The sequence below is a fragment of the Levilactobacillus angrenensis genome (genome assembly GCF_003946085.1).
GTDB classification, from domain to species: Bacteria; Bacillota; Bacilli; order Lactobacillales; family Lactobacillaceae; genus Levilactobacillus; species Levilactobacillus angrenensis.
In genome coordinates this window covers 1-26,820 of sequence record NZ_RHOB01000029.1, presented here as the reverse complement: position 1 = coordinate 26,820, position 26,820 = coordinate 1, and the positions used below count along the sequence as shown (strand labels likewise).

The 26,820-nt window shown below is 52.8% G+C and carries 22 protein-coding genes, 3 pseudogenes and 1 riboswitch; of the genes and pseudogenes, 7 read left to right on the top strand and 18 right to left on the bottom strand.

All coding sequences use genetic code 11. The annotated features are described in order from the left end of the window. Positions 1-298: 298 nt before the first annotated feature. A riboswitch (TPP riboswitch) is annotated at positions 299-405 on the top strand. A 66-nt stretch (positions 406-471) separates the two neighbouring features. Genes EKM83_RS12165 through EKM83_RS12155 form a run of 3 tightly spaced genes read left to right on the top strand, consistent with a single transcriptional unit; the run spans position 472 to position 2,953 of the window. Next, positions 472-1,224: an ABC transporter permease gene (locus EKM83_RS12165; protein WP_125577817.1), complete on the top strand. Its 753-nt coding sequence runs from the start codon at positions 472-474 to the stop codon at positions 1,222-1,224. Next, the gene (locus tag EKM83_RS12160) at positions 1,221-2,222 is read left to right on the top strand and encodes an ABC transporter substrate-binding protein (RefSeq protein ID WP_125577815.1); all 1,002 of its coding nucleotides are present in this window, start codon (positions 1,221-1,223) and stop codon (positions 2,220-2,222) included. The genes EKM83_RS12165 and EKM83_RS12160 overlap by 4 nt, the downstream gene beginning before the upstream one ends. Positions 2,223-2,224: 2 nt before the next feature. Beyond that, complete coding sequence (locus tag EKM83_RS12155) at positions 2,225-2,953, top strand: ABC transporter ATP-binding protein (protein ID WP_125577813.1); 729 nt, start codon at positions 2,225-2,227, stop codon at positions 2,951-2,953. Positions 2,954-3,005: 52 nt separating this feature from the next. On the opposite strand, the pseudogene EKM83_RS12150 reads toward EKM83_RS12155, so the two are convergent. The 4 genes and pseudogenes from EKM83_RS12150 to EKM83_RS12135 form a co-directional block, all read right to left on the bottom strand. Further along, positions 3,006-3,557 (bottom strand): annotated as a pseudogene (locus EKM83_RS12150) (sugar O-acetyltransferase). Between the two features lie 145 nt (positions 3,558-3,702). Then, positions 3,703-4,701: a GW dipeptide domain-containing protein gene (locus EKM83_RS12145; protein ID WP_125577811.1), complete on the bottom strand. Its 999-nt coding sequence runs from the start codon at positions 4,699-4,701 to the stop codon at positions 3,703-3,705. A 44-nt stretch (positions 4,702-4,745) separates the two neighbouring features. Beyond that, positions 4,746-6,164: a C69 family dipeptidase gene (locus tag EKM83_RS12140; protein ID WP_125577821.1), complete on the bottom strand. Its 1,419-nt coding sequence runs from the start codon at positions 6,162-6,164 to the stop codon at positions 4,746-4,748. Between the two features lie 358 nt (positions 6,165-6,522). Further along, positions 6,523-9,270 (bottom strand): HAD-IC family P-type ATPase, encoded by a 2,748-nt coding sequence (locus EKM83_RS12135; protein WP_125577809.1) that lies wholly within the window; start codon positions 9,268-9,270, stop codon positions 6,523-6,525. 308 nt (positions 9,271-9,578) lie between these two features. Between EKM83_RS12135 and EKM83_RS12130 the strand changes: the two genes are divergently transcribed. Beyond that, positions 9,579-10,556 (top strand): zinc-binding dehydrogenase, encoded by a 978-nt coding sequence (locus EKM83_RS12130; protein WP_164505675.1) that lies wholly within the window; start codon positions 9,579-9,581, stop codon positions 10,554-10,556. Positions 10,557-10,815: 259 nt separating this feature from the next. On the opposite strand, the gene EKM83_RS12125 is transcribed toward EKM83_RS12130, so the two are convergent. The 8 genes from EKM83_RS12125 to EKM83_RS12090 form a co-directional block, all read right to left on the bottom strand. Beyond that, positions 10,816-11,457: a methyltransferase family protein gene (locus EKM83_RS12125; protein WP_125577805.1), complete on the bottom strand. Its 642-nt coding sequence runs from the start codon at positions 11,455-11,457 to the stop codon at positions 10,816-10,818. 38 nt (positions 11,458-11,495) lie between these two features. Then, complete coding sequence (locus tag EKM83_RS12120; RefSeq protein WP_125577803.1) at positions 11,496-13,049, bottom strand: bifunctional metallophosphatase/5'-nucleotidase; 1,554 nt, start codon at positions 13,047-13,049, stop codon at positions 11,496-11,498. Between the two features lie 2 nt (positions 13,050-13,051). After that, a complete protein-coding gene (phnE, locus tag EKM83_RS12115; RefSeq protein ID WP_191987423.1) occupies positions 13,052-13,864 on the bottom strand; it encodes a phosphonate ABC transporter, permease protein PhnE in 813 nt (270 codons plus the stop codon). Then, complete coding sequence (phnE, locus tag EKM83_RS12110) at positions 13,864-14,658, bottom strand: phosphonate ABC transporter, permease protein PhnE (RefSeq protein ID WP_125577801.1); 795 nt, start codon at positions 14,656-14,658, stop codon at positions 13,864-13,866. The genes phnE (EKM83_RS12115) and phnE (EKM83_RS12110) overlap by 1 nt, the downstream gene beginning before the upstream one ends. Continuing rightward, positions 14,655-15,416 carry a phosphonate ABC transporter ATP-binding protein gene (gene phnC, locus EKM83_RS12105; RefSeq protein WP_125577799.1) on the bottom strand — a complete coding sequence of 254 codons (762 nt, stop codon included), beginning with the start codon at positions 15,414-15,416 and terminating at the stop codon, positions 14,655-14,657. Before phnC ends, phnE (EKM83_RS12110) begins: the two co-directional genes overlap by 4 nt. A 94-nt stretch (positions 15,417-15,510) precedes the next feature. Continuing rightward, positions 15,511-16,464, bottom strand: coding sequence for a phosphate/phosphite/phosphonate ABC transporter substrate-binding protein (locus EKM83_RS12100; RefSeq protein WP_125577797.1), 954 nt, complete (start codon positions 16,462-16,464; stop codon positions 15,511-15,513). A 748-nt stretch (positions 16,465-17,212) separates the two neighbouring features. Beyond that, positions 17,213-17,812, bottom strand: a complete 600-nt coding sequence (locus EKM83_RS12095) for a PepSY domain-containing protein (protein WP_125577795.1) — start codon at positions 17,810-17,812, stop codon at positions 17,213-17,215. An 80-nt stretch (positions 17,813-17,892) separates the two neighbouring features. Beyond that, positions 17,893-18,336 carry a MarR family winged helix-turn-helix transcriptional regulator gene (locus tag EKM83_RS12090; RefSeq protein WP_225418677.1) on the bottom strand — a complete coding sequence of 148 codons (444 nt, stop codon included), beginning with the start codon at positions 18,334-18,336 and terminating at the stop codon, positions 17,893-17,895. Positions 18,337-18,404: 68 nt separating this feature from the next. On the opposite strand from EKM83_RS12090, the gene EKM83_RS12085 reads away from it, so the two are divergent. Further along, entirely contained in the window at positions 18,405-18,956 is a 552-nt protein-coding gene (locus tag EKM83_RS12085; protein WP_125577792.1) for an NADPH-dependent FMN reductase, read from the top strand. A 93-nt stretch (positions 18,957-19,049) separates the two neighbouring features. Here EKM83_RS12085 and EKM83_RS12080 read toward each other — a convergent pair whose 3' ends face one another. The 6 genes and pseudogenes from EKM83_RS12080 to EKM83_RS12055 form a co-directional block, all read right to left on the bottom strand. After that, entirely contained in the window at positions 19,050-19,745 is a 696-nt protein-coding gene (locus EKM83_RS12080; RefSeq protein WP_125577790.1) for a glycerophosphodiester phosphodiesterase, read from the bottom strand. A 404-nt stretch (positions 19,746-20,149) separates the two neighbouring features. Beyond that, positions 20,150-21,514 (bottom strand): extracellular solute-binding protein, encoded by a 1,365-nt coding sequence (locus EKM83_RS12075; protein WP_125577788.1) that lies wholly within the window; start codon positions 21,512-21,514, stop codon positions 20,150-20,152. Further along, positions 21,511-22,329, bottom strand: coding sequence for a carbohydrate ABC transporter permease (locus EKM83_RS12070; RefSeq protein ID WP_125577786.1), 819 nt, complete (start codon positions 22,327-22,329; stop codon positions 21,511-21,513). The genes EKM83_RS12075 and EKM83_RS12070 overlap by 4 nt, the downstream gene beginning before the upstream one ends. After that, positions 22,329-23,269 (bottom strand): annotated as a pseudogene (locus tag EKM83_RS12065) (carbohydrate ABC transporter permease). The gene EKM83_RS12070 and the pseudogene EKM83_RS12065 overlap by 1 nt, the downstream one beginning before the upstream one ends. Then, the gene (locus EKM83_RS12060; RefSeq protein ID WP_125577784.1) at positions 23,238-24,353 is read right to left on the bottom strand and encodes an ABC transporter ATP-binding protein; all 1,116 of its coding nucleotides are present in this window, start codon (positions 24,351-24,353) and stop codon (positions 23,238-23,240) included. Before EKM83_RS12060 ends, EKM83_RS12065 begins: the two are co-directional and overlap by 32 nt. A gap of 257 nt (positions 24,354-24,610) precedes the next feature. Further along, a complete protein-coding gene (locus EKM83_RS12055; RefSeq protein ID WP_125577782.1) occupies positions 24,611-25,792 on the bottom strand; it encodes an NADH-dependent flavin oxidoreductase in 1,182 nt (393 codons plus the stop codon). Positions 25,793-25,948: 156 nt separating this feature from the next. Between EKM83_RS12055 and EKM83_RS12050 the strand changes: the two genes are divergently transcribed. Beyond that, the gene (locus EKM83_RS12050; protein WP_125577780.1) at positions 25,949-26,548 is read left to right on the top strand and encodes a TetR/AcrR family transcriptional regulator; all 600 of its coding nucleotides are present in this window, start codon (positions 25,949-25,951) and stop codon (positions 26,546-26,548) included. Between the two features lie 179 nt (positions 26,549-26,727). After that, a pseudogene (locus tag EKM83_RS12045) lies at positions 26,728-26,820 on the top strand (IS200/IS605 family transposase); the annotation flags it as partial.

Below are 26,820 nucleotides of genomic sequence, written 5' to 3'. Positions count from 1 at the left end.
GTTTCAATGACAACACGGTTCTGGAATGATAAAATAGTGGTGCTCATCAAGGTCCTTCTTTCTAATGGATTGTGTGGTAACACCATTAAAGACCTTGATGGGTTTTTCTGTCCACTTAAATGTTCAATTTAAATTTTACAATCTGCCTTTTATAAAAAGATTCAGTCGCACCCCTTTTCACCGAGGCCCCGCTAAACGCTTATATATCAGTGTCAACAGTCATTTTTCGAAGGATCAATGCCAATTTTAGAAAATTAAGTTGTACCCCGCCTTTTACCATGCTATACTGAATCCAACTTAAAAGTTTCTGGGGATACCGTTAAACGGCACGAGAGTAAGTTGTGAACTTTGACCCATCGAACCTGTCAGCTAACACTGGCGTAGGGAGGAAACGCACGGATGCTTCATCTGGCGGCAACGACTCCCCAGATGAAGCTTTTTTATATAGAAAGGAGGCAGTCTCTTATCATTATGACGCGCAAACTCTATCCCCTCGGCAGCCTGGTCATTCTGCTGGTCGTCTGGCAACTGGCCGTGACGTTGTTTCAAGCACCGGCGTTCATTTTACCCAGTCCTATCGCCGTGATGCGGGCCTTACAAGCCGATGCCAGTGGCTTACTCGTCAACTCCTGGGTCACACTTTACGAATCGCTGATTGGTCTGGGCATCGCCTGTGGGTTGGCATTTGTCACCGCTTTGGTCATGGACCGTTGGCAACTGGTACACCAATCTTTTTACCCACTGCTGGTCATCTCGCAGACACTGCCCGTGATGGTCTTGGGGCCCCTGTTGAGCCTGTGGTTTGGCTTTGGCATTACGCCCAAGATTATTCTGGTCATCTTGATGAGTTACTTTCCCATTATCGTGGCGTTTTCGGAGGCGCTCGGTAAGGTCTCAGTCGATCAGATTCGCTTCTTGCAGACCATGGGGGCCAAGAGCTGGCAAGTCTACCGCATCTTGAAGATTCCCCAAGGCATGCAGGGCTTCTTCGCTGGCCTGCGCATCGCCGCTACGTATTGTGTCAGCGGCGCCATCATCGGGGAGTGGCTCAGCGCCGAAGCTGGCCTGGGCTACTACATGATTCGGGTGAAGAACGGCTATCAAATTGACAAGGTCTTCGCCGCCATTTTCTGCGTCATCATTTTAAGTCTGGCCCTCAATGGGGTCACGTACCTGTTACAAAAGGGCTACTATCGCCTGTTAATCCAAGGGAGGAAATCATGAAATTAACCAAGCTCTGGCTCCTGGTCCCACTATTACTGTCCCTCACGGCTTGTGGCAACAGCCAAGATAAAGCCAAGTCCCAATCCACTAAGAAATTGACCAACGTTTCTATCGTGCTGGATTACGTGCCCAATACCAACCACACCGGCCTGTACGTCGCCAAAGACAAGGGCTATTTCAAGGACGCCGGTTTAAACGTGAAGATCATCGAACCGGGCGACAATTCCACCAGCATCGGCATGGTCGGGTCCAACAAGGCGCAATTTGGCGTCAGCTATCAAGAAGACGTCACCTACGCCCACGCGGACGGCAAGAACATTCCGGTCAAGGCCATTGGCACGATTTTAAAACACAACACGTCCGGTTTCGTGTCCAAGGCCAACAGCGGCATCACCTCGCCCAAAGACTTTGCGGGCAAGACCTACGCTGGTTGGCAAACACCGAGTGAAGAAGCCGTGCTCAAGGCTGTCATGCGCAACGCCGGCGTCAATCCCAAATCACTGAAGATCGTCGGGGCAACTGGCGACGGTCCCAAGAGCCTGGGCAAGAAAAACGACATTCAGTGGTGGTTCCAAGGTTGGGACGTCATCCGGGCGAAGAACGCTGGCATCAAGGTCAACTACATGCCACTTCACAAGCTGGATAAGCGTTTAGACTACTACACACCGGTCATCATCACGAACAACACCCAGCTACAAAAGAATTCAAAAATCGTCAAAGCCTTCATGACCGCAACCAAGAAGGGCTACCAAGACGCCATCGCCCACCCGAAGGCCGATGCAGCAATCCTGCATAAGTACGCCAAGGACGATGACCTCAGCTTCTTAGAGGATTCCCAATCCTTCCTGTCCGCTAACTACACGGACGACGCGGCGAAATGGGGCCAAATGGACGCCAAGGTGTGGAACAACTACACGGGCTTCATGAAGGAATACGGCCTGATCAAACAAACCATCCCTGCCAAAACGCTCTACACCAACCAATATGTCGGTAACTAGCCATGACCATCACTTTAGAACACGTGGGGCTCACGCTAGATGACCTAGAAATCTTACGCGACGTGACCGCCACGATTGCGGACAATAGCTTCGTTTCACTGATTGCGCCCAGTGGGGCCGGCAAGTCGACACTGTTAAAATTATTGACTGGCCTGCTCACCCCAACTACGGGCACGCTGCAGGTGGCGGATACGCCCATCACTGGGTTGAACACCACGTTTAGTTACCTGCCCCAAACGGACATGTTACTGCCCTGGTATGATGTTGACCAAAATATCACGCTATATCAGCGAATCAATCACCAGCCCATCGACCAGCAACGGGTGACAGACTTGTTGACGCTGTTTGGTCTGGTGGACTATCGTCATTTCTTGCCCCATCAACTGTCCGGGGGGATGCGCCAACGGGTCGCCCTCTTACGCACCATGCTGAATCCCGCCGACTACCGACTGTTGGACGAGCCCTTTGGCGCGCTGGATGCCATGACGCGGGGCTTGATGCAAGATTGGCTGTTGAGCCTGCCAGCGGCGCTACAAAAGACCACCCTGCTGGTCACCCACGACATCGAAGAAGCCATTTACCTGTCGGACCGCATCTTGGTCTTGTCGGCAAGACCAGCGCACGTGATGCGCGACATCCCGCTGACTCCCACTACTCGCGACCGACAGTGGCTAGCCACGCAGGCGCCACTCAAGGCCGAGATTTATGAACTATTGCGCGGTGCTGAATAACCAAAACGAAGCACCTGGAAAGGTTACTCTCCGGGTGCTTCGCGTCTACATATTAGTCATTGTGCAACGAATGAATTGGTTTGGCTGGCACGCCGCCGACCAAAGTGTTGGCCGGGACATCCTTAGTAACCACGGCGCCGGCCGCAATCACCACGTTATCCCCAATCGTGACCCCAGGCATAATGGCGACTTTTCCTCCGATCTAAACATCATTGCCAATAGTAACGGGAGTAGCTTGGGCCAGATACCCCCGCCGACCCGTGGGCGTCATGGGATGATTGACCGTATAAATATCCACGTTAGGCCCAATCATCACGTGGTTGCCAATCGTTACCGGGGCGATATCTAAAATCGTTAAGTTGTAATTACTCAAGAAGTCCTCGCCAACATGAATGTTTTGACCATTATCACAGTTAAACGTGGCCTGAACGGAGACCCGTTCACCATGACCGCCCAAGATTTCTTTGATCTTAGCAGTCTGCGCTGCCGGATCCGTAGCGGGAATAGCATTGAATTCCTGGCATAGCTTAGCCGCTCGTGCTTTCCGGGCCGCTACCTCGTCATCCAGGAAATAATACGGTTCCCCAGCATCTAATTTTGTAATTCCGTTTTTGTCATTGGGTTCACCTCAGGATTAAGCTTAGCACTTCAAGATTGGTTTAGGTCAAACGGCGAGTCAAAAAAAGCCAGGCAATCCGCGCACTCACGCGAACCACCTGACTTTCATTTATTCACAAATTCTTTAATCCCTAAGCCATCCAGCCCCCAACGCTCAACACGCTGACTTGGCCAGTTGGGGCAATCTTCACATTGTACTTATACCCTTGAATGTCGAAGTCAGCTTTCGCCTTAAACGACAAGTTCTTGGTGGGCGTCATTGCTGCGGTGTGCTTGATCTTACCCGTTGAATTCCGTTGGGTCAGCTTCACCGCGTGGCCGTCTTGATAATCGTAGATAGCCGTTTCGCTGTTCTGTTGCAGGAGCGTTACCCGCTGGACTTGACCAGCCTTGAGGGCGACGCCGACCTTCACGTGACCAGCCTTATCGACCGTCGTGATGGCCGTACTATCCGCCTGCAAGTTACGCGTCAGCTCCCGTTTTAATAGATCCGGATACTGGCCCTTGATGACCGCTCGTTTCGGCAGCCAACCAATTGCTTGGCCCTTCGCCGTTTCAAAGTACAGGTACTGGTGGTGACTTTGCGTCTTCAGCGATTGAATCGCGTACAGCGTGCGGTAGCCGTAAGTGTGCCCGTAGTGACTCGCCGCCGTCTTGCCCAGCGTTTTGGCCGGCATATCCCAGAAGTCATCGCTAGTCGTTGGCGTCCAGTAGGCCGTCTTCTTGACCGCCTGCATCTTGGCAATCTGCTGGTGGAATTTTAGCTTGCTTAACGCTACGTAGCCACCGACCAAAGTCTTCTTGGCCTTGGACGGGTTGGCCACGATGGTACCGTGCGGCAGTGGCTTAGCGCTCACCAAAGCCAGCCGCACGTAACGATGACCCTTGACCGTCATCACCTTGTCGACCGTCCACTTTTTCGTGGTGCTTTGGTCAGTCCCCAACACTTTACTGTGCTGATAAGCCGCCCGCGGATAACTGTAGACCTTGGTTCCTTTGGCTTTAAACGTAAACACGCGCTGCTGCGGGTACGCGGGTAACTTGACCCGTTTGGCCGCATCTGCCGTGACTGCGCCGCCCCACAAACTCAAGGCAACACCGCTTGCTAACCCGATTTTCATCCACTTCATGATGAACTCCCCCCTAGTTGGTTCACCTGACTGTCGCTACTACTCTATAAGTTTTGGCCCTTTTCCCAAGCCGTCTTGGACAATAACAGCCCGTGCTTGACCAAATCATCAAATAATTGATGTGTCCGCTTAGAAACTTCCCCGGCCGTTTCCGCATTACTTTGGGTCAGGAAGGTCGTCGCGTCACCGGTGATGGCTGCATCCGTTGCGGCCACTCGTTGCCGAGCATAAGATTGACACCCTTCACGAAAGGCATTCACCGCTTCTACGTACTCGTGGAAATGTGGTTCAATGATAACAGACAACGTCTTATTTAACCAGTAAACGTTCTCCACATCGACTGCCGTGGTCGTATTCTGGTAATCGACTGGCGTGTCGTTGATGTTGGTAAAGAATGGCACATAAGGTGCGTAGGCGAAGAAGCCCATCGCAATCCACTGAATAGCGGCATGGTCCGCTGGCACGTCGTTTCTGATTTGCAAAATCGAGGAACACTGATTGCGATCCATGGCGATGGGCCGGTACTTCTTCTGCTCATCGGCTGAACCGGATGCGTAGGTGCCAAATGGGTCGTACTTGGTGCCGTTGTAGTGTGACGACAGGAAGAATTCCACGTCTTCAATGGCAATCTTCTTGGCAGGCTTGCGGGCAAATGGCATGTCTTGATCCGTCGGTTGTTGGTCGGTGATTTCTGGGTTGAATAACTTCTGGCCGTACCAGGTCCGCGGCGTGTTGTAGTACGCGTCGTCTTCCCCATGGGTGCCAAAGATTTCCCGGAAATTAAAGTGACCCGGTGTCGGATTCAAATGATGTTTCTCCACGAAATCGACCAAGTCGCTGGCCACCAAGAAGTTATCGCTATCATTTAAGTCGACTTCTTGCATCAGCGTCTGGTTCGGCGCAATGGCGTAGCAGTCTTCTGGTAAACGCATGGCTGCCCAGTGATGGCCGCCGGCAGTTTCTAAGTACCAAATTTCTTCGTTATCGTTAAAGGCAATACTGTTGCTTTCGCCGGTCCCGTATTTTTCGAGCAGGGCACCTAAACGTTGGGCCCCTTCTTTAGCGCTCTTGATGTACGGCAACACTAAGGTGACCATGGCTTCTTCGTTCACCCCATCGTCAACTAACGGGTCATAACCCAACACCCGGGCGTTGGTCGCCGTGGTTTCCGTGGCGCTCATGCCGACGTTAAATTCATTGATGCCGGCTTCTTCGTACTGGCCATCACTCTGGTCAGCCTGTGGCGTGCCGGTGTAACGGTAGGCGTGGTCGGGTAAGGGTACGGTGACGCCGGTAACTGCCGACGTGAAGGTTTTACCCGCCTGGTCCGTTGCTGGGTGGACCACAAATTTAATTGGATTAATTGGGCCGTAACCATCCTCGTTACGTGCCACAATCGTGGAACCGTCCATACTGGCGGCTTTACCCACTAAAATCTCGGTACAATCGGAACTTTTCTTCAACATTTTTATGTTCCGCCCCCTTTGCTACCAGTATAGGATTATCAGGTGCTAAGGGCTAGGGGTTTGGGCGAAATATTAAAAAATTATGTGAGTTCTTGTGGGCTACCTACCGAACTAAGACCCAGAGCAGGCGGAACTCTGGCTGACACAGGCCGCTGGTTTCGCTAGTTTTAGTGGACAAAACGCTGCCGCTCCGGGTATCAAGGTCTTCATTCAGCTTTCAACCTTCAGTTGGCGCACAAAAAGGAGCTTGGGCGATTTTTCCCAGGCTCCTCATTTAATCTTGTTTAACGTTTTCTCCCAGGAAGCGTCATGCTTCTAGATTAGCCGACCAATCCTCCACAAGAAGTAACACGGCTTAGAAACTCCGCTGCTCGCGGGCAACCGTACTGTTGTCAATGCGCCGCCGAACGGCCTTCACGATTTCCGTGACGACTAAGACGACGACCCCGGCCATGATTGGGATACCCCAACCATAGAAGAAGTTGACCGACGTGGTGTGGAAGACGCCCTGCATGGCTGGCCAGTAAATGATCATGGCTTGCAGCAGGAGCAGAATGCCGACGATTAGGAAGCTCATTTTATTTCTGAAGAAGTACTTTGACAGGACTGGGTGGTCATTTTGCAGGTTGAACAGGTAGAAGATCTTCCCGAAGATGATCACGTTTAACGTCATGGTACTGCCGATAACGGCGGAGAGGCCTTGACCCGTTAAGAGGTCGTAGGCGAACATCCCCAGCCCAGAAATCAGTAGCGACACGTAGGTGACTTCCGCGACATCCCATTTGGACAGGATTCCGCGGGTCACATCCCGGGGTCCCCGGCGCATGATGCCACTTTCGGCGGGTTCGAAGATGAAGGCAAATTGAATCGTCAAAGCTGACACCATGTTGATCCACAACAGCTGGGTCGGGAACAATGGTAGCTCTTGGTCCATCAGAATACTCAAGACCACGATCAACCCTTCGGCAAAACTCGTCGGTAACAGGAAGCGAATCGTCTTACGAATGTTATCGAAGACGTGGCGGCCTTCTCGTACGGCGCCCAGAATCGAAGTAAAGTCGTCGTCGGCCAGCACCATATCGGCGGAGTCCTTGGCAACGTCGGTTCCCCGAATCCCCATGGCGACCCCGATGTCGGCTTGCTTCAAGGCAGGCGCATCATTGACCCCGTCACCAGTCATGGAAACCACGTGACCGCGAGACTGTTGGGCCTTCACGATCCGCAGCTTATCGGCGGGGGTGGTCCGGGCAAAGACGGTGTACTTGTCGATCTGGGAAGCCAGCTCGGCGTCGTTCATCTGGGCCAATTCTGGTCCGGTGATGGCGCGGGCTTGTTCAGACAGATTCAGCTGTTGGGCAATCGCGGCAGCCGTTTCCGGGTCATCCCCAGTGATCATCTTGACCTTGATACCGGCGTAACGCAATTGCCGCACGGCATCGGCGACCCCTGGCCGTGGTGGGTCAATGATGCCGGCCATCCCAGCCAAGTGGAAGTTTTCGCCGACGGGCAAATCATCGACTTCATCCGCATCGGCGGCCACGGGTTGATACCCCAACGCCACGACCCGTTTACCTTGTTGGGTCAGCTGCGACAACCGCGCTTGCCAAGCATCCTCGTCGACAGCTGTGCCGTGTTCACGCATCAAGCGTGTCAACGTTTGCGGTGCCCCTTTGACCAACAAGTAACGTTGGCCGTTGTGGTCAACCAGTCGCGCCGAGTAACGGATGGCCGAGTCAAATGGCAGGGAGTCGATCTCTTGTGGATCCGGGTCAGCGCCTACCAGCTTGTGGTACAGGGCCGTTAACGCCCCATCGGTTGGCTCCCCGGTCAGGACCCACTGACCATCTTCCTCATGGAATTCGGCATCGGAGGTCTGCCCGGCGATTTGGACCAACCATTCGAGGTCCGCATCTTTTTGCCAGTCAACGGCTTGGTCTTCATCATTTTGAACCTGACCGTCAGCGTCGTAACCCACCCCGGACACGGTGTAGGTATCTTGCGGCGTTAAAATATCGGTCACGGTCATTTCGTTTTTGGTCAACGTCCCGGTCTTATCGGTGTTGACGATATCGACGGCCCCCAGTGTTTCCACCGCGGGCAGCGTCTTGACGATGACGTTTTGCTTGGTCATCGCCTGCGTCCCCATGGCTAAGACCACCGAGGTACTAGCGGGCAGGCCTTCTGGCATCGAGCCCACGACCATCGTGATGACAGCAATCAACAGGGTTGGCAGGCTGTAAACGTGGGTCCACATCCCTAAGGCAAATAATAGCACCGCCGCAATCAGGATGGCCACGGACAACCCGAGTCCCAAACTGTTCAGGTTCTTCATCAATGGCGTCTTCTGTTGCTTGACTTCCGCCACGTTTTGCTGGATGTGCCCGATTTCCGTTTGCGCGCCAGTTACCGTCACGATTCCGCGGCCGGAACCATTCGTCACCGCCGTAGAGGCAAAAGCTTGGTTGGACCGTTCGGCCAGTGGCAACTCAGCCACCGCCAGCGGGTCTTCTCCCTTTTCAACCGAATCCGTTTCCCCGGTCAAGGCCGACTCTTGGATCTTTAAGTTATCCGCGTCGATCAGCCGCAGGTCAGCGGGAACGGTATCCCCCGCCTCCAGCTGAACCAGGTCCCCGGTCACCAGCTCACGTGCTGGCAGCGTGACTTTTTGGCCATCGCGAATCACGACGGCTTCGGAGACCAGTAAGGCCTTGATGCGGTCCAAGGCATTATCCGCTGACCGTTCCTGGAAATACCCAATGAAGGCGTTGGCGACGATCACCAACCCGATAACAATCGAGTCGGAATAGTGATGCATGAAAAAGGTCATCAATGCTGCCGCGGCCAAAATGTAGATAATGGAGTTGTTGAACTGCTTCAAGAAGCGCAACAAATTCGATTGCTTCTTAGCAGTCAATTCATTGGGACCATTGGCCTTCAGGCGTTTTTTCGCCTCGGCTGTGGTCAATCCCGCTTCTGCGTCAGTCTCAAAGTCAACAAGTAAGGACTCAGTCGAGCGTTGCCATAACGGCGACTGCTGGCTGGGTCCAGGGTCAGTGGTTTCTGCTTCGGTTGTGGTAACGGTTGTTTTAGGGTCTTGTGCCATGTAAATAAAACTTCCTTTCTGTTAGTGAAAATTCAAATTAGCGGTCAGGTATGGGAAATGCAGCATACGGTTGGTGCAAGACGTCCACCTCCAAATCTCATTTTTTGTTAATTAATTTTACCAATTTTCTCACCAAATTGCACCCCATTAGAGTCGTTTGCAACATAATTTTAATAATAGGGTAAATGGCTAACGGTTACAATCAAACGAAATGTTTTGTTTTACGGCCCCCATCGTTTACTATAATCAATGATGAACCTTGTTTTTAGCTACTGTATTCAATCCACCAACTAAGAAGGATGATCAAAATGAAAGCTTGGACCATTACGGGGCCTGCCCCCCACACACTGGCTGACCTAAAATTGACCGACGTCGCTGAACCCACGCCGGGGGACACCGAGGTCAAGGTCTACGTGCGCGCCGTGGGGCTGAACCCCGCCGATTACAAAGTCATTGAAAGCAGTGACACCCCCGCACCACGCGTCGTTGGCATGGACTGTGCTGGCGAAATCGTAGCGGTCGGCAGCGGCGTTACCAACTGGTCAGTCGGCGACCGGGTCATGTATCACGGTGACCTTCGCCGTGCTGGGAGCCTGGCCGAATTTACCGTGACCACAGCGCTCAGCCTGGCGCCCATCCCCAGCAACGTCAGCTTTGAACAAGCAGCCGCCAGTCTGTGTGGCACCCTGACCGCCTACCAGGCCCTGTACCGCAAGGCCAATTTGTCGGAAGTACCAACCGTCTTAATTCACGCGGGCGGCGGGGCCGTGGGGTTGGCCGCGTTACAGTTCGCCCACGACTTACATCTGCCCACGATTGCCACGACTTCGGCGCGTAAACGGCCGCTGGTCGAACGCGTTGGCGCGGACACCATCATCGACTATCACCAAGAAGACGTCACCGCCGCAGTCTTGGCCGCCACGGACGGCTTGGGCGTAGGGCTCAGCATCAACACGATTGGTGGCGAAGAGCTGGCCGCCGACGTCGCACGGATGGCCTACAACGGTCAAATCATCGCAATTGGTGACGGCATGCCAGCCCACTTGGACCTCGACAGTAAGGCCTTGGGGTTGACCCGCTCGGCACTCGGCGGCGTTTACGGCTCCAACAACCCTACGGAAATCGCTGACTTGGGCTTCATGGCTGGCGTGGTCGGTCAAAAATTAGCGACCGGCGAATTCGATCCCGTCATTGACCGCATCTTACCGTTTGACGATGCGGCAGAAGGCCTGCGAATTCTTCAGCGTGGCGAGAATCTGGGCAAGCTGGTCGTGAATGTGGACTAACTGCTTACTACTGTAATGGCATGAACTGGCCGTCCACTATCCACCAGCTAGGGGTTGGCACGCAGTGAGTGGACTGGACCGCGCTGTGTCGACGGGGCTGGCTGACACCGGCTTCTGTTTTCACTGATCTTAGCGGACCACTGTCGTTCCGGGAATCAACCTGGTAATTCTACCTTCTTTAGCCTTAAACTTAAACCAGACACATTAAAAGCCGAGACCTCGTCGTCTCGGCTTTTTTCACGTCTCATCTTAAAAAAATCTACCACACGAACGGAATTAATTCCTTGGTCTCGCGCTGATAGGCCGCAAAGTCCGCCCCATATTTACTGGCGAGATACTTGTCCGCCGTGGGAATGTAGGAAAAAACAAACAGCACTAGCAACATCAGCGGGATGAGCAAGGCATACGGGTTCCCCGTCAAAAGCGCACAGCCCAATACCCAGAGCACGTCGCCAAAGTAATTGATGTGGATGGCGTATTTAAACAAGCCCCCGCGATACAGTTTACCGGCATTTTGCGGATTTGCCTTAAACGGTTTGCGCAGGAGCTCGGCTGTAGTATTGATCACACTGCCAGCGACAAAACAGCTCAGTCCCAGAACGTAGGCCCACAGGTTGAAGTGACCCCCGTATCGCAACAACAACGGAAAGCCCAGGTAATACAGGGCAAACGCTAGGCTATTCCCCAAGGCTTCGGGCCAGCCAATCCCCCGAGGCAACCAAATAAACATCATCGCGTTGAGGCGCAAGAAAATAATTGCGAGGCACCCGGCTAGCGTCCAGGTGAGTACCGCCGTTTGACTACCGGTGGCGAGCCAGTAGCCACTCACCATTAGGTACACACACTGCGCCACCAGAATCGTGATTTTCGCCCCGCTAGCAGATTGCTTCAAGCCATACATCAGTCATCATTCCTTGTTTTTCACCCAGCATACACCCGTTAGGTGGTCACCGTAAAGTTCGTCTGGGGTTGCCCCGTCACCACCGGATGGGCCGCAAAGTACTGACGAATCAGCTCCGCCATATCCGTATTGATTTCACGAATCACCTTGGCTGGCGCAAACATCGGGTAATCACCCCCGCCATTGCCGCGGTACTGGTTCATGGCCACGTCTAATGTCTGCTCCGGCTGCACGGGGTGCCCGTGGTAAACGAGTTGGGTGACGCGCTGACCGACTGGCTGGGTCAAATCAAAGTGATACGCAATTCCACTATAAATATCGTAATTGTAGAGTGCTAATTTCGGCGTGGTAAAGGCTGGGGCCACCTGAACCTGACCCGCCACTACCGTAAAGAAGCTGGCGCAACGTTCTAACGCCGCCTTCAAGTCCGCTCCCGTGATGCGCTCGACCACCAAGGTGTTGGGGTACGGGTAACTGTTCAACACCTGGCGCACCGACACACTGGGCCCAAACCCGCGAACGTCATCGTTGAACAAGGCGGTCGCCGCAATGTCGGTTTGACCGGCCGCCATTTCAATCTGATTGATGAACTGTAAGTAAGGATGGCCCTGCAGCCGCGCGGCCATGGGGTCCGTCACCGTCATGGACGTTCCCGTCAGTTGGCCGACGGGTTGATCCAACCAGTCTTCCACTCGGGCTTGCACCGCCGCCGTTTGGGCCGCAAATGCCGCATCCGGTTGGGCGTTCGCCGTCGTTAACAGCTGTGCGTCACTGGCCACCACGTGTTTGTCTGCATCCAGGGTCAGCGTGATTTCACCAACGGCCACGCCCTTGTCGCCCGGTTGTGTGGTCGGCACCCCATGATACACGCCCGCGATTTGCCGGTGCTGGTGGCCCGTCACCAAGGCATCGATGCCAGGCACCTGCGTCAACAGCTGATAACCTTCGTTTTCACCGGTCAACCGTTCCGTTGGTTCTCCCGTGGTCAGGTCCGCTTCAAAGCCGCCGTGATAGGCCACGATGACCACATCGGCCAGGTCATGTAAGCGCGGCACCCAGTGTTTGGCCGTCGCCAAAGCCGCTTGAAAATGCAGGCCGGTCAAATGGTCCGCGCGTTCCCAAACCGGTACGTACGCCGTCGTTAACCCCAAGACCGCAATCTTGAGTCCTTGGCGTTCAATCAGGTGATACGGCGCGTCCAAAATACCCTGGTCACTACCGCCCTGGATATTGGCGCCAACTAGTGGATACGTCCGTTGCGCCTCACAGTAACGGAGGTAGTCCTGACCATAATTAAATTCATGATTGCCCAGTACGCCCACGTCGACCCCCAGTTGACTGGTCAATTGGGTAAACAGTGCGGCCTCGGCTGCCGGGCGTTGGGCCAAGTAGCTGGCAAACGGTGCGCCTTGGATCCAGTCACCATTTTCAATGGTCACCACGACCTCATCTGGCCCAGCCGCTGCCTGGACGTCACGAATTACCGTGGCCGCCCGCAACCAGCCGTAGTCCCGGTGGTCATCACGCCGACTGTAGCTGGTGGGATAAACGTAGCCATGGACGTCACTAGTCGATAAAATTTTTAATTTCATCCCTAAATCAACCTCTTCCGTAACTGTTCGGACAGCGAGTCGATCAAAAGCACCATGACCACGATGCCCAGCAAGATGATGCCGACTTTGGGCCAGTTCCGCGTCTGAATCGCAAAGATCATCGGCGTCCCAATCCCACCGGCCCCCACCATCCCCAAGATGGAGGCGGACCGCACGGCAATTTCGAACCGATACAGCGTGTACGAGAAGAATTCGGGCATGATGGTCGGCACGGTCGCTAAGGCAAAGACCTGCCCCGCGCGGCCACCGGCACTGGTAATGGCTTCTTCAGAGCCGCGGTCCATATTTTCAATCGCCTCACTGAAGAGCTTGCCCAGCATCCCAATCGAGTGAATGCTGACGGCGAGTACCCCGGCGTAAGAACCCGGTCCCACGGCCTTGATGAACATGATAGCCAACACAATTTCTGGAAAAGTCCGAATCAGGGTCAACACGACCTTGCCGCTTCCGGAGCGTAAGAAGAAACGTTCATGGGTTCCGCGCGCTGCCCAAAAGGCAAAGGGCACGCTGATGACGGCCGACACGATGGTCCCTAAAAAGGCGATGGCCAGCGTTTGTAAGATCAACGAAAGTAGGTCTTCCCCGCTCCCGTCATATACGTACGACCATTGCGGATGGACCAGCCCATCAACGATAGATTGCGACACGGCCCCGGCCGATTCCTGCAGACCCGTGAATTTCAGGCCATTGATGGTCCAATAATACAGCGCACCAATCACGACCACCCACAGTAGCCAATTCCACCGCTGCCAAATGGTCCGGTGGGGCTTGGTCATTACTGTCATTGTTGTCATTAGAGCAGCACCCTCCTTAAGTGATTGCTGATGCCGTCAATCACCAAGACGACGACCAGTGTGGCCAAGATGATCACAGCCGTTTGACTGTAGTTGAATTCGTTGAGTGACCGTTGTAAGAAGACCCCGATCCCCCCGGCGCCCAGGTACCCCAAAACGGTCGAGGCCCGGACGTTGATTTCTAAGGTGTAGAGAAAATAACTGATAAATTGATTTAAAATCTGCGGCAAAACGGCGTACCAAATAATCGTGACCTTGGACGCGCCCACCGACTCCAGCGCCTCTAGCGGCCCCATGTCGATGGTCTCGATGACTTCGTAAAACAGCTTCGACACCATTCCGAATGAGAAAATCGCCAGCGTCACGACCCCGGCCGTGGACCCAATCCCAAAGATGGCCACGAAAATTGCCGCCAACAAAAGGTCGGGCAAGGTCCGGACCAGGTCCAAAAACAACCGGGTCACGCCCCGCAAGAGCCGACTGTGAATCAGATTGCTGGCACTGAGAACCGCAAAGGGAATGGCAAGCGCCGCCCCAATCGTGGTCCCAAGAATCGCCATCTGAATGGTCTCCAGCAAGGGTTGGATGATAACGGCCGTGTAATCCCAGGCTGGAGAGGACATCCGGACCAGTAAATTCATGAACTGGCCAAAATTACTAAAGAACATGCCCACATCCACGCCGGTCATTCGCGACGACGCGATAAGGAGGACAACCAACACCACGGTGCCAACAATGCCCTTCACGTGCCAGCGTTGTACCCACGAGCGGCGAGGAGTTTCTGGATAAGTCATACTTGTTCCCCCTCCGCATAGATGCGATTCAGGTCCGCTTCCGTGACCGCCGCAATCGGTTGGTCATAGACCAATTGGCCGGCCCGTAATCCAATGATGCGGTCCGCGTACTTCCGTGCCAGCGCCACCGAATGCAGGTTGACGATAACGGTGATGCCGTCTTCGCGGTTCAGACGTTGCAGCGTGTCCATCACGGTCGCCGTGGTCAGTGGGTCCAGTGACGCCACCGGTTCATCGGCCAAAATGATCTTCGGGTCTTGCATCAACGTCCGTGCAATCGCAACCCGTTGTTGCTGGCCCCCGGACAATTCGTCGGCGCGCGTATAAAGCTTGTCCGCCAGGTTAACCCGTTGTAAGGACCGCACCGCCATTTCCCGGTCAGCCTTGGTGAAGAGGCCACAAATCGTCTTCCAGGTTGGATAATAACTGACCCGACCAGACAACACGTTGCGTTCCACACTGGAGCGATTGATTAGGTTGAAGCCTTGAAAAATCATGCCGATCTTTCGCCGCAATAAACGCAACGACTGGCCCTTGTAATCATTGATGGGTTCTTCTTCAATCGTAATCTCACCCGAAGTGATCTCATGCATCCGATTGATGGTCCGCAGTAACGTACTCTTGCCGGCACCGGATAGCCCGACGACGACCAAAAATTGGCCACGCGGAATGTCAAAACTAATATCCTTGAGTCCGACCGTCCCGTTATTATAAATTTTATTGACGCCTTTAAACGAAATAATTGGTGCTTGTGTCATTGTCGGTTCCCCCGTAAAAAAGTAGCAAGGTGCCCCAAAGCGCTTCCCCACTACTTTTTGATTTTGACGTGTATTTAACTAAATGGTGTCTAGGTTACTTATCCAATTGCTTGGCTTGTTTGTCATATTGCCGGATGATATCAAAGTTGCTGTCCTTAGAGTCCACGTAGCCTTCATGTGAGTATACGCTGGAAATGATGGCGTGGCCCTTCTTGGTCTTGGCGATAGCCTTGAAGGCCGTGGCGATCTTCTTTTGCCATTTGGCATCCATATCGCCCCGTACCGTGATGGTATCGTTCGGAATCTTGGCCGTAGTGTAGATTGGCACAACCTTGCTCATGATGTCCTTTTCGTCATTCATGACCAGCTTCCGGGCGCCTTGGAAGACGAAGGCCGCGTCGGTGTTCTTGTTGTAAACTGACAAGACACCTTGGTCGTGACCCTTGACCGTGACCGTTTGAATCCCGGACTTGTTGATGTTAACGCCGTGCTTAAGCATTTCGACAGCTGGGTAGATCCACCCGGCCGTGGACGTGGTGTCTTGGACGGCAATCTTCTTGCCCTTCAAATCCTTGATGGACTTGATGCCACTGTCTTTGCGCACCAAAATTTGAGAGCGGTAGTAGTTGACCAACTTCTTCGTAGCCTTGTCGTCCGGCTCCGAAACCCCGTAACGTTGCGCCTGCAAGATGACCTTGTCACCGTATTGCTTGTGCGCTAACACGTAAGCGTCAGGCGGCAGGAAGCCCACATCGACCTTCTTGGAACCCATCGCTTCTACGATCGTGTTGTAGTCGGTGGAAACGCTGACCGTCACCGGAATCCCTAATTGCTTCTTCAGTAAGCCTTCCAATGGTTTGGCCTTGGCTTCGATGGTCCCCGCATTAGACGACGGCACGAACTCGACCGTCAATTTCTTGGGGGCATAAGCCTTAGAACTAGAACCAGCCTGACTGCTGCTGGATTTACCACAAGCGGCTAATCCGGCTGGCAACACTAACAATGCTGCCAAAATCAAGAGTAATTTACCCTTACCCTTCAAATGCATACTCTCCACTCCTCAGATATGTAATTTGATTTCTCTAGCAATTCCAAGTGTACCAGAAAAAGCGAACTTATCAAGAATAAATTTATTTTTAGTTCGTTATTAGTATTTTTATAGTCGGAGAAATCGACTTATTACAGCTGGTAAAACGTAAAACCTGAACATTAAAATAGTTTTTCGCGTCAGCCGTTATCAATAAATTTATAATCGACCCTTGTTTTCAAGAAAACTGGGCGCGAAAAAAAGACGCCTAAATTTTTCGGCGTCTTTCAAAGTTTTCAGTTGTGCAGCCTGCACCAAGTGACGGCTAAAATTCCGGATCACGACTGTTAGTCGCTGCTTTCACACTATCCGTTGACCGCCGAATCAGGGCCCACCAATCATCCACGATGCATAAGTATGCGTTTGGTCACGTGACCGGGGCCCAACCTGATGACGAAAAAGACAGAAAAATGACAACTTGTCATCCTCAAATAACCGGCTGGTCAAATTGTAATATTACAAATCGCCAAATTCGCCCGCAAGCCTTGATTTCTCTGTTATAGTAATTATGTCGTAAACAATTGCTTAACAAACTAACGACAAACTAAAGCTTTTTTGGTAACAGCGGTTAAGGTACCCGGAAAATGCCTTAACTCTGTCTGTCCCCAATTGAATAATTAACCTTATTGAATCAGACTAAATCCCAGTTCGATTCAATGAGGTTAATTTTTTTGCCCTAATTTTCTATTCGGTTCATTAAAGTTGTGCCTTAATCATCATCGTCATCCGTCTCTTGGCCCAAGACCTTACCCGTCAGCGCATTGACTCGCACCTCATGATGGGTCTGGTCTTTGCGAACCTTGACCTCCCACTCAGTCGTCCCGTGTTCGCGGTCCAACGACCAGGCAATGGCCTCACCGCCACCAACTTGCTTCGTGGCGACCTGAGAAACGCTGGCTCGCGACTTCACCTTAGCTAACGGCAAGGCGTCCCGCTGGGCAATACCATTGGCCTCATCGGCGTCTAGCTTCTCCTGTTGCGCGCGGCTGGTCTTACCGGTGCGGGCATCGACGGTCAGCTCGTATTCCTTTTGCTGGTCCACACCACTGATTTCGTACTGGTAGCGCTGATTTTCGGCCTCTAGCGACAGCTCGGTCACGGCCACCTTGCCGCCAAAATGCTGGTGGAACTGCTTGACGGCTGCATTCATCGTCACCTTGATCTGGCGCGGCGACGGGGTCGTCTGCTGTGAGGTCTGTTGTGACGCGGCCTGGCTGGTGCTACTACTCGTCTGTGATTGCGTTTGCTGATTGGCACAGCCCACCAATAACAGCGAGCTGGCCACTAACACCCAACTGAACTTGCGCATAAACCCATCCTCCAGTTCGTCTGGCTTTCTCTCTTGCCTTTAGTTTACCAAATACCACCGACTACCAGCAATCAGGTCGCTCACTCGCGGTAGTCACTGGGGCCCGTCAGTGTGGCCGCCAATTGCTGTAAGACCTGCAACAGCTCCGTCCGATCCGCGTTGGAGTAGTTGGCCAATTTCTGCCGAATCGCGGCCTCGCGGGCTAATTTGATCTGCAACAACGCGCGCTGCCCCTGCGGACTCAAGGTCACTTGCCGAATCCGCTGGTCACGCCGCTCGACCTCCACGAGCCATCCCGCTGCGACTAGCTTATCGACCTGCCGACTGATGGACGAATGGTTCCGGCCAATCTGGTCAGCCAACTCGCCAATACTGATTTCCGGTTGGCGGCCGACCCGCACGATAATCGGTAGTGCGGCCGGTTCCAAGGGAATACTGGCTTGCTGAAGCAATTTACGGTCCTGTTGGGGCTGATTGAAAAACGTCACGATTTCAAAGAGTGCTTCAAAAATTTCATTATCCATATTGCCATTATACCAGAACGGTGCTAAGATGTGTGCATAATGCACGAGTTGATCAAAGGAGTTTTTAGATGACGAAAAAAGTTGGATTAATTATCGGTTCCACCCGGCCGACCCGCATCAGTCCGAGCATCGCCCGTTGGCTACAAGCCCAAGTGGCTCAGCCCGAATTGGCCGTTGATCTCCTCGACCTGGCCACCATCAACCTCCCGTTTTTAAACGAACCCGCCATGCCGGCTGACCACCACTACGAGCACGCTAGCACGCAACAGTGGAGTGCACTAGTCCAAAGCTACGACGCCTTCATTTTGCTGTTTCCGCAATACAACTGGGGCTATCCGGCACCGTTGAAAAACGCGCTCGACACGCTGTACCAAGAATGGCTGGGCAAACCAGTCAGCCTGGTCTCTTATGGCGGCCATGGCGGCTTCCAGGCCGCACTGGGCATGCAACTGGTCGTGCGTGGCTTGAAGATGCCGCTGTTGACCAACAACCTACAGATCAGCTTACAAAAGTCTTGGTTCAATGCCGACGGTCAATTCACCGACGTCGACTTGGCCCTGGCCCCGTACGCGGCTGAAGCACGGCAACTGGGTGCGGAGTTGCGGCACAAATTAGCCTAACCAACACTAAAAAATCGGACGTAGCAGAGAAACCTCTCTGGCACGTCCGACTTTTTGTGCATAAACATCCAAAAACAGTGTAAACCTTGGTGGCTAATCCACCATCACTTCATCGCGTAGTGCCGTCATCGTCACGAAATCATCCGTGAAGATACCGGTCACGCCGTCTTGAAACAACTGCTTGGCCAGCACCGGATCATCCACGGTCCAGATGCGTTCGGCGACCGGCACGTCGGCTTGGTAATGGCTGAGGTGCAAGCCCGCCAAGTGTTCGCTAGCCACGAAGGCTGCGGCATTGACCACTGGCTTGCCCGTCAACCAACAGTAGGCCTCGTCGGGGGCGATCTGCTGGCAATTTTTCAACGTCGGCAGGTGAAATGATGAGTAGATGACCGGATGCTTCAGTGGCGTGGCGTTGACCATCCCCATCACGATCCGCTCGATGTGCGGGTACTGGATCTTGTCAGTCTTGAATTCCAGGTTCAGCTGGACGTCGTGGGTCCCCACCAACGTGAGAAACTCCGCCAGCGTGGGAATCGGTTCGTTTTCAGCTAAATGAAACTGCCGGAGTTCGGCCAGCGTATAGCTGTTGATGAGGCCGGTCCCGTCGCTGGTTCGGTCGATGCGCTCGTCATGCATGATGACCGGCACCTGGTCCTTGGTCAAGTGCACATCAAATTCCAAACCCTCGACACCATGATCCAAGGCGTAGGCAAACCCCGCCAAACTATTCTCGGGAAACTTAGCCGGATAACCCCGGTGCCCAAACACTAACGTTTTAACTGTCATTTTACCGCTCCCTACTACATTTTTAATAGTTGTTCTAAAGGTTGAAAGTAGCATTAACGCAATAGTCCCTGAAAAAGAGTGTGACAACAGGCGGTTAACTGGCGAGCATTAACGGCGCTAGGCAGATAATCCCGATTCTGGATTATTTGCCTAGTGGTGTTAAGCGGAACCAGTTGCCTGTTGGCGCACGTTTCGGCTATGAGGCCAGAGACATGCGCCATTGGTCCGGTCCGCCCACCGCGTTCCAGGCTGACGGTAGGCGGCCAGTCCTTACTAGGATGCTATAAACGACTAATTTTTACGTCATCAGTCGCGTGGTGACAGTGCTTCTAGCTGATATTTATCTTTCAACCTTCAGTAGTTGTTTCTATGAATCCAACCACCTTGCCAATCAATAGGCCCGGTCAGTACCCGTTGGCGCGGTTGTTGCCTTGGATGTAGCTGTTCATGGACTTCTCCGCTACCTCCAGGGACTTCTTGATATCACTCCCATTATAAATCTGTTCCATGGCGGTTTGGCTTAAATTTCGCTCTTGAATCAATCCTTGCAAGAAGATTCCCGAGTTAGTCGCGTTAGGCGTGGCCGCGCGGAGCTGTTCGCCAGGCACCTTGGTGGCCGGCAACTTCTGATACAGCTTTTGCAAGACGGCTTCCTTTTGCGAACCGCGGTTCAGCGCCAGATAACCGGTAGCGACTTGCCACTGTGCTTGGCTCTTAGCCGTCATCAAGTATTTAATAAACTCCCAGGCACCGCGTTGTACGTGAGCAGATTTGTCGTTAGAAATCCACAGTGACGCACCCCCAATGGCGACCCCATTGCTCTTCTGGCCGTCTGGGTGGGGGTAGTAGGTGATGCCCAATTTCTCATGATTCCCGGTTGTCAGTTGCCCAATCGACGCGGAACTTTGCAGGAACATCCCCAGCCGTCCGGACAAGAAGCTGGCCGTTTCATTGTTCTGCGCGTTGGCACCGGCCCCGTAATTGACGAAGTCGCCGCGCTTCAAATTGTCCTGAATCCATTTCATCGTCGTCAAGGTCGACGGACTGGTGAAGTTGACAGCGGTCGGCGTGCCCGCGTGACCGTCTTGGTGGTTGGCCAAAGAAATGCCAGCGTTGGCCATGAATTGTTCAAACAGCCAGCCGTAAATTTCGACCGTCATCCCTTGGACCTGCTTGTGCGAACGGTCCGTCAATTGCGTAGCGACCCGGGTGATGTCACTGTAAGACGGGTCGACGGGTGGTGGGGTGATGTGGTATTTCTGGAGCAGTGACGCGTTGTAGTACAACACGGGTTGTGAGGTGTTGAACGGCATGGAGAGTTGCGTCCCCTTGTTGGCGTAGAAAGCCCGCGCCCCGGCTGCGATTTGATTAACATTGTAATGGTCGGCGTCGATGAATTTTTGTACCGGCGTGGTGTAGCCCGTGTGGTGAATCTGACTGGTCGAAATGTCCATGGACTGGAACACCGCGGGCGATGCATCCGTGCCGTGGGTGTTGATGATTTTCTGGACAGCCTCGTTATAGTTGCCCTCGAATTCGGGGACGACCTCATACTTATTTTGCGAGCGGTTAAAGTCCTTGACGAAGGTATCGAGCTGTTGCTGGGCGGGCCCGGTCATCTCGTGCCAGAACACGACCTTGGTGCGTTTGGCCCCCTGCGCTTGAGCGGCGGGCTTACTCATGACTGACCAGCCGACGAAGACCGCCAGCACAGCCAAGAAGAGTGCTCCCAGGAGCAGTAGCCGTTGATGAGACTTGGTGTTTGTCATTTCGTGGCCCCCTCATTCAAGCCGTTCTTAAAGTAATGTTGCCCGATGAACAGCACCAGTAGCGTGGGCACCACGACAATGACCGCACTGGCTTGGATCATGCCCCAGTTGTTAAAGGTTTCTTGTGACTGGAGCTGCCGCAGCCCGTCTTGGACTGGGCGGAACTTGTCGCTAAACGTGGTCAGCATTGGCCAGAGGTATTGGTTCCAGCTTTCCAAAAAACTGTAGGCAGCCAGCGTGAACAAGCTGATGCGCGCATACGGCAGGGTCACGCGCCAGTAGAATTGCCAGTGGTTGAGGCCCTCGACGTCCGCGGCTTCCTTGAGCTCTGGCGGAATCTGCCGAAAGGCCTGGCGCAACATGAAGATGCCAAAGGCCGAGGTCAGAAATGGAATCACCATAACGCCGTAGTGGTTCAGCAGGTTCAGCCGCCGCACCGTGGCGAAGTTAGGAATGACTTCCGCTTCAAAGGGCAGCATCATGGTCGCCAAGATCAGGTAGAACAACAGGTCGCGGCCCTTAAAGGACAGGAACACGAACGCGTAGGCACCTAGCGAACAGAACAACAGCTGGGCGGCCATGGTCAGCGTCGAAATCACAAAACTATTCAAGAGATACCGTAAAATGGCGGTCTGCTTCACGGCCTCGGCGTAGTTGGCCAAAGAAATGTGGCTACTCCACAGTGCGCCTTTGGCAATATCGGCGGTCGGCAACAGGCTGGTCCAAAATCCCAAGATAAACGGACCCAAAATCACGATGGCCAACAGGATCAAGACCAGATAATGCAACGGTTTTAAGCTTCTGGATTGAATCATTAGTAGGTCACCCGTTTCTCTAAGAACTTGAACTGTAGCAGCGTAAACAGCGCAATGATAACGGCCAAGATGACCGATTCCGCACTAGCCAAGCCGTAATTCCCATTTAAAAAGGCATCACGATAGACTTGGTAGACCATCAGGTTCGTCGCGTTGTTGGGCCCCCCAGCCGTCATTAAGTCGATCAGCCCGAAGCTCTTGAACGCGCCAATCAGGGTGACAGTCGAGGTGAAGAACAGCGTGGGACTAATCATCGGCAAGGTCACGTGAAAGAACTGATAGCTCGACGAGGCCCCTTCGATGGCGGACGCCTCATACAGCGACTGTGCACCATTTGCAGCGCGCCAAAGAGAATCAGGAACGTGAAGCCCAGATTCATCCAGACCGTGGAAATGATGACGGCCACCATCGCCGGTCCGGGCGTCGTCAGCCATTGGACCAGTGGCAAATGCAACAGCTTGCCAATCTGATCGAACAAGCCGACGGACGGACTGAAGATAAACAGCCAAAAGATGGCGGCAACGGAGACGGACACACCCATGGTCGCGGAAAAAATCGTCCGGAACCATTGGATCCCCGCTAATTTACGCACGGCCATCTGGGCTAAGAGTAGCCCGAGGACCAATGTGAACGCCACCACGCCAATCACGTAGACGGCCGTGGCTTGGAGACTGGCCTGGTAGGCGCTAGACGTCAGGAGGTTCACGTAATTTTTCACGCCCACGAACACGGTCGGCCGTCCCACGTTATTGGTCAAAAACAAGCTCAAATACAGCGTTCGCAACATTGGATAGAAGACAAAGACGCCTAAAACCAGTAGTGACGGTCCCAAGAAGGCCAACGCGTAGTACTTATCATTGACGTGGAGGCTGAACCCCCGCGCACTGGGCTGCGCGATGGGCTGGTCCTTAGGCGTGGACTGCGGTTTTGGTGTCGACATCATTTCCGCCATGACGCACGCCCCCTTCCACCATGAATTGGGCCTGACCGGCGTGATCAAACACGTAGGCCCGCCCGGCGATGCCCACGCTGAGGCTGTCGCCAACTTGATAGTTCTCGTCAGCGGCCGCCATCAACTCAATGGGCGTGCCGTCGGCCATTTCTGCTTCCAGTAAGATCTCGGAGCCCAGGTATTCCACGGTCCGGACCTGCGCGTTAGCGGGATTGCCCGCTGGCAAGAGTTGCAGCGCGTTAGGCCGCAAGCCGACCACGTAATCGGCCACGGGCAAATCACGCGGCACCGCCAGCTTGAGGGCGTTGGCTAACAAGAGTTCGCGGTCGGCGTCCACGCGGGCCGGCAAGAGGTTCATCCGTGGCGTGCCGAAGAAGCTGGCCACAAAGGTATTGGCGGGTTGGTTGTAAATTTCTAGTGGCGTGCCAATCTGTTGGATGGCATGATTGTGCAACACCATGATGTGGTCGGCCATGGTCATCGCCTCGACCTGGTCGTGGGTCACGTAGATGACGGTCAAGCCCAGTTCCCGTTGTAGGTTGCGTAGCTCGGTCCGCATCTTGATCCGCAGTTGCGCGTCCAAGTTAGACAGCGGTTCGTCCATCAGGCAAATCTTCACGTCACTGGCAATCGCCCGCGCCAAGGCCACCCGTTGGCGTTGCCCACCAGATAAGTCACGGGGCTTGCGGTCCTTGAACTCATTCAAATTAACCAGGTCAATCGCCCGGTCGACACGTTCCTTGATTTCCGCCGCCGGAAATTTCCGGGCCTTCAACCCAAAGGCCACGTTGTCGGTCACGGACAGGAACGGAAATAACGCGTAACTCTGAAAGACCATCGTCAACTTGCGATCCTTGGGTGGCAGATCGGTGGCCACCTGGTCGTCGATCTTCAGTTCGCCCGCAGAAATCGGAATCAGCCCCGCAATCATCCGCAGTAACGTACTCTTGCCACAGCCAGAAGGTCCCACGATTGCGAAAAACTCGCCACTATTGATATGGGCACTCACATTTTCCAAAACCCAGTTGCCCGGCGTGTACTCTTTCCCCAAAGCATTTAGTTCAATCGCCATACTGCCACTCCCCTTTTTTATGAATCTGGGGCCAGTCTACACGGGCGACGTAATGGGTTGGTGTTGGGGTTGTAAAATGTGTGTAAATGTTTCCGTGAAAGCCTTTCAAACCACGAGTCACTCGCCTGGCACAAAGGTTTCTGGATTAATTTCAGACCAGCGTTGATTTAAAAAATGACCGAAGAAATTGCGTGGGCATTTCTTCGGTCACTTATCTAATTAACCTATCTTTTTAATTGCGACTGCTAACAACTTGATTACCACAAACCATTGATAGGCTGCGTATTTGAATTAAGTTCCTTACCGTTTTCAGGATCAATGTTCATCGGCATTCCTAATTCTTTGGTGATGAAGTCCCAGAGTGGCAAACCAATGTGACGTTCCGGTAGATCTTCGATTGGTGTCGTGTACCGAATCGTGTCCTCATGGCCGTTTTCGACCTTTTGAACCCATTGCGGTTCCCGAATCAGTTCCCGACCCAACGCGACGAATTCAACGCCATCATCCATGACGTCTTCTGCTTGCTGTGGTGTGGCAACCGACCCAACTGAAATCAACGGTACCTTGCCATTCACCTCGCGCTTAATCTTGTCAATCAATGGTTCTTGATCATCCTGGTCATTCAATGATGTCCGGAACACGTAGCCCATAGAAACGTGTAAGTAATCGATTGGCTTGGTAATCAATTGGTCAATCAGCTTCATGGTATCGGCCAGCCGAATACCTGGCGTCTCAACCTCTTCTGGAGAAATCCGGTAGCCCAAAATAAATGGCTTATCTGCGTACTGTTTGATAACTTCTGCACATTTATCAACGATGGCCAATGGGAAACGCATACGGTTTTCAAGTGAACCGCCCCACTTATCCTGACGTTGATTAGAGTTAGGAGAGAAGAATTGTTGAATCAAATACGTATTGGCCCCATGAATTTCAATCCCATCAAAACCGGCCTGAATAGCACGCCGGGTAGCCTGACCAAAGTCATCAATGACTGCTAAAATTTCATCTTCAGTTAATGCTCGAGGTGTCTCCATCCCCTCACGCGGTGCGGCAATTGCGCTGGCACTGACTGGTTGCGCACCACCTAGCAATTGCGAATTGTTCATTCGACCAGGGTTTAATAACTGTAAGACAGCACGTGTGCCTTCCTGTTGAATCGTTGTTGCTAATTGATGCAGACCTGGAATGAACCGATCTTCGTGAGCACCTAGTTCGCCCTCGTAATTCTTACCACCGCGTTCTCGGGGTGATGTCTGGGCAGCCGCCGTGATAAACATCCCCACGCCGCCGGCACGTTGGTCGTAGTAAGCTAGTTCGTCATCGCTGATAACACCATTGGCATATGACATCAGCTCCGTTAGTGGTGGAATCACAATTCGGTTTTTAATCGTCATGCCATTGGGCAAAGTGAAACTCTTCAAAAATTTATAGTCAGTCATTTCTAATCTACCTCCAAAAGAGTTATATTGAACACGTTCATTGAACATGTTCAATATAACTCTTTGTGCAAACAATTACAAGCTTGTTTTGATTGACAGTCCTCCAGCAAACTCGTTATGATTAGACTAAATAACTTTGAGAAAGCGTGACTGGTAATGGCTGAAGCTACCAAAGAGACTCGCCGAGAACAAGCTCAATCAACTCAGAAAAAAATTTTTAATGCAGCACTGAGGGTTATGCAGGAAAGAGGCTACGAGAAAACCACCATTCGTGAAATCTGTAAGCAAGCCAACACCTCACTGGGCAGCTTTTACACCTACTTCAAGAGTAAGGATGCGGTCCTTCAGGCATTCTATGATGAAGCAGTGACAACTTACACTGCTAGCCCTCAATCTGCCAATAATCTACAAGATACCCAAGCAAATATTCTGGATTTCTATGACTGGTACGCTGATTACGTCACTACAATCGGCGTCGATTTCTGCCGTATTTTTTTCTCACCCAGTAACCGCGCACTGGATACCGACAAAGTCTACAATCAAATTATGCAAACCACTTTAAAATTTATCACTCAAGGGTTCCAAGAGCAGGTGTTTGATAAAAATCAGACGACTCCCAGGGGACTGAACAAAGATATTTGTATTGTCTTCAAAGGCGCTTTACTAGACTGGTGTGCTGAAAATGGTAATTACAATCTCAAGCAATATACCCATCACCTGTTAACCACCTACCTAAAGGCGGTCACCTTAAAATAACTTAGGCGTCACACACAAAAAGCCCGAAGCACGGGCTTTTTGTGTGTCATTCATTAATTGGTTAAATAAAACCACAAGTTTTACTTGTGGGGGTGAAAAAAGGCTTTAGCCCAAAACACCCTTTCGATATACTATTTAACGGCTACCAACCAAAAAATAGTATCGAAAGGGTGTTTTACATGTCTAAAAAGTCTAAGGACGATAGTAGCTTAGCACATACTAGATGGAATTGTAAGTACCACATAATCTTTTGCCCCAAGTATCGGCGAAAA

Excerpts from the sequence above, each read along its gene's own strand:
- phnE (WP_191987423.1), bottom strand. The coding sequence starts at position 13,864 with ATGACAACAATGACAGTAATGACCAAGCCCCACCGGACCATTTGGCAG.
- EKM83_RS12155 (WP_125577813.1), top strand. The coding sequence starts at position 2,225 with ATGACCATCACTTTAGAACACGTGGGGCTCACGCTAGATGACCTAGAA.
- EKM83_RS12090 (WP_225418677.1), bottom strand. The coding sequence starts at position 18,336 with ATGGATAATGAAATTTTTGAAGCACTCTTTGAAATCGTGACGTTTTTC.
- EKM83_RS12135 (WP_125577809.1), bottom strand. The coding sequence starts at position 9,270 with ATGGCACAAGACCCTAAAACAACCGTTACCACAACCGAAGCAGAAACC.
- EKM83_RS12080 (WP_125577790.1), bottom strand. The coding sequence starts at position 19,745 with ATGACAGTTAAAACGTTAGTGTTTGGGCACCGGGGTTATCCGGCTAAG.
- EKM83_RS12165 (WP_125577817.1), top strand. The coding sequence starts at position 472 with ATGACGCGCAAACTCTATCCCCTCGGCAGCCTGGTCATTCTGCTGGTC.
- EKM83_RS12070 (WP_125577786.1), bottom strand. The coding sequence starts at position 22,329 with ATGATTCAATCCAGAAGCTTAAAACCGTTGCATTATCTGGTCTTGATC.
- EKM83_RS12055 (WP_125577782.1), bottom strand. The coding sequence starts at position 25,792 with ATGACTGACTATAAATTTTTGAAGAGTTTCACTTTGCCCAATGGCATG.
- EKM83_RS12085 (WP_125577792.1), top strand. The coding sequence starts at position 18,405 with ATGACGAAAAAAGTTGGATTAATTATCGGTTCCACCCGGCCGACCCGC.
- EKM83_RS12160 (WP_125577815.1), top strand. The coding sequence starts at position 1,221 with ATGAAATTAACCAAGCTCTGGCTCCTGGTCCCACTATTACTGTCCCTC.
- EKM83_RS12095 (WP_125577795.1), bottom strand. The coding sequence starts at position 17,812 with ATGCGCAAGTTCAGTTGGGTGTTAGTGGCCAGCTCGCTGTTATTGGTG.
- EKM83_RS12145 (WP_125577811.1), bottom strand. The coding sequence starts at position 4,701 with ATGAAGTGGATGAAAATCGGGTTAGCAAGCGGTGTTGCCTTGAGTTTG.
- EKM83_RS12100 (WP_125577797.1), bottom strand. The coding sequence starts at position 16,464 with ATGCATTTGAAGGGTAAGGGTAAATTACTCTTGATTTTGGCAGCATTG.
- phnE (WP_125577801.1), bottom strand. The coding sequence starts at position 14,658 with ATGACTTATCCAGAAACTCCTCGCCGCTCGTGGGTACAACGCTGGCAC.
- EKM83_RS12130 (WP_164505675.1), top strand. The coding sequence starts at position 9,579 with ATGAAAGCTTGGACCATTACGGGGCCTGCCCCCCACACACTGGCTGAC.
- EKM83_RS12125 (WP_125577805.1), bottom strand. The coding sequence starts at position 11,457 with ATGTATGGCTTGAAGCAATCTGCTAGCGGGGCGAAAATCACGATTCTG.
- EKM83_RS12050 (WP_125577780.1), top strand. The coding sequence starts at position 25,949 with ATGGCTGAAGCTACCAAAGAGACTCGCCGAGAACAAGCTCAATCAACT.
- phnC (WP_125577799.1), bottom strand. The coding sequence starts at position 15,416 with ATGACACAAGCACCAATTATTTCGTTTAAAGGCGTCAATAAAATTTAT.
- EKM83_RS12120 (WP_125577803.1), bottom strand. The coding sequence starts at position 13,049 with ATGAAATTAAAAATTTTATCGACTAGTGACGTCCATGGCTACGTTTAT.
- EKM83_RS12075 (WP_125577788.1), bottom strand. The coding sequence starts at position 21,514 with ATGACAAACACCAAGTCTCATCAACGGCTACTGCTCCTGGGAGCACTC.
- EKM83_RS12060 (WP_125577784.1), bottom strand. The coding sequence starts at position 24,353 with ATGGCGATTGAACTAAATGCTTTGGGGAAAGAGTACACGCCGGGCAAC.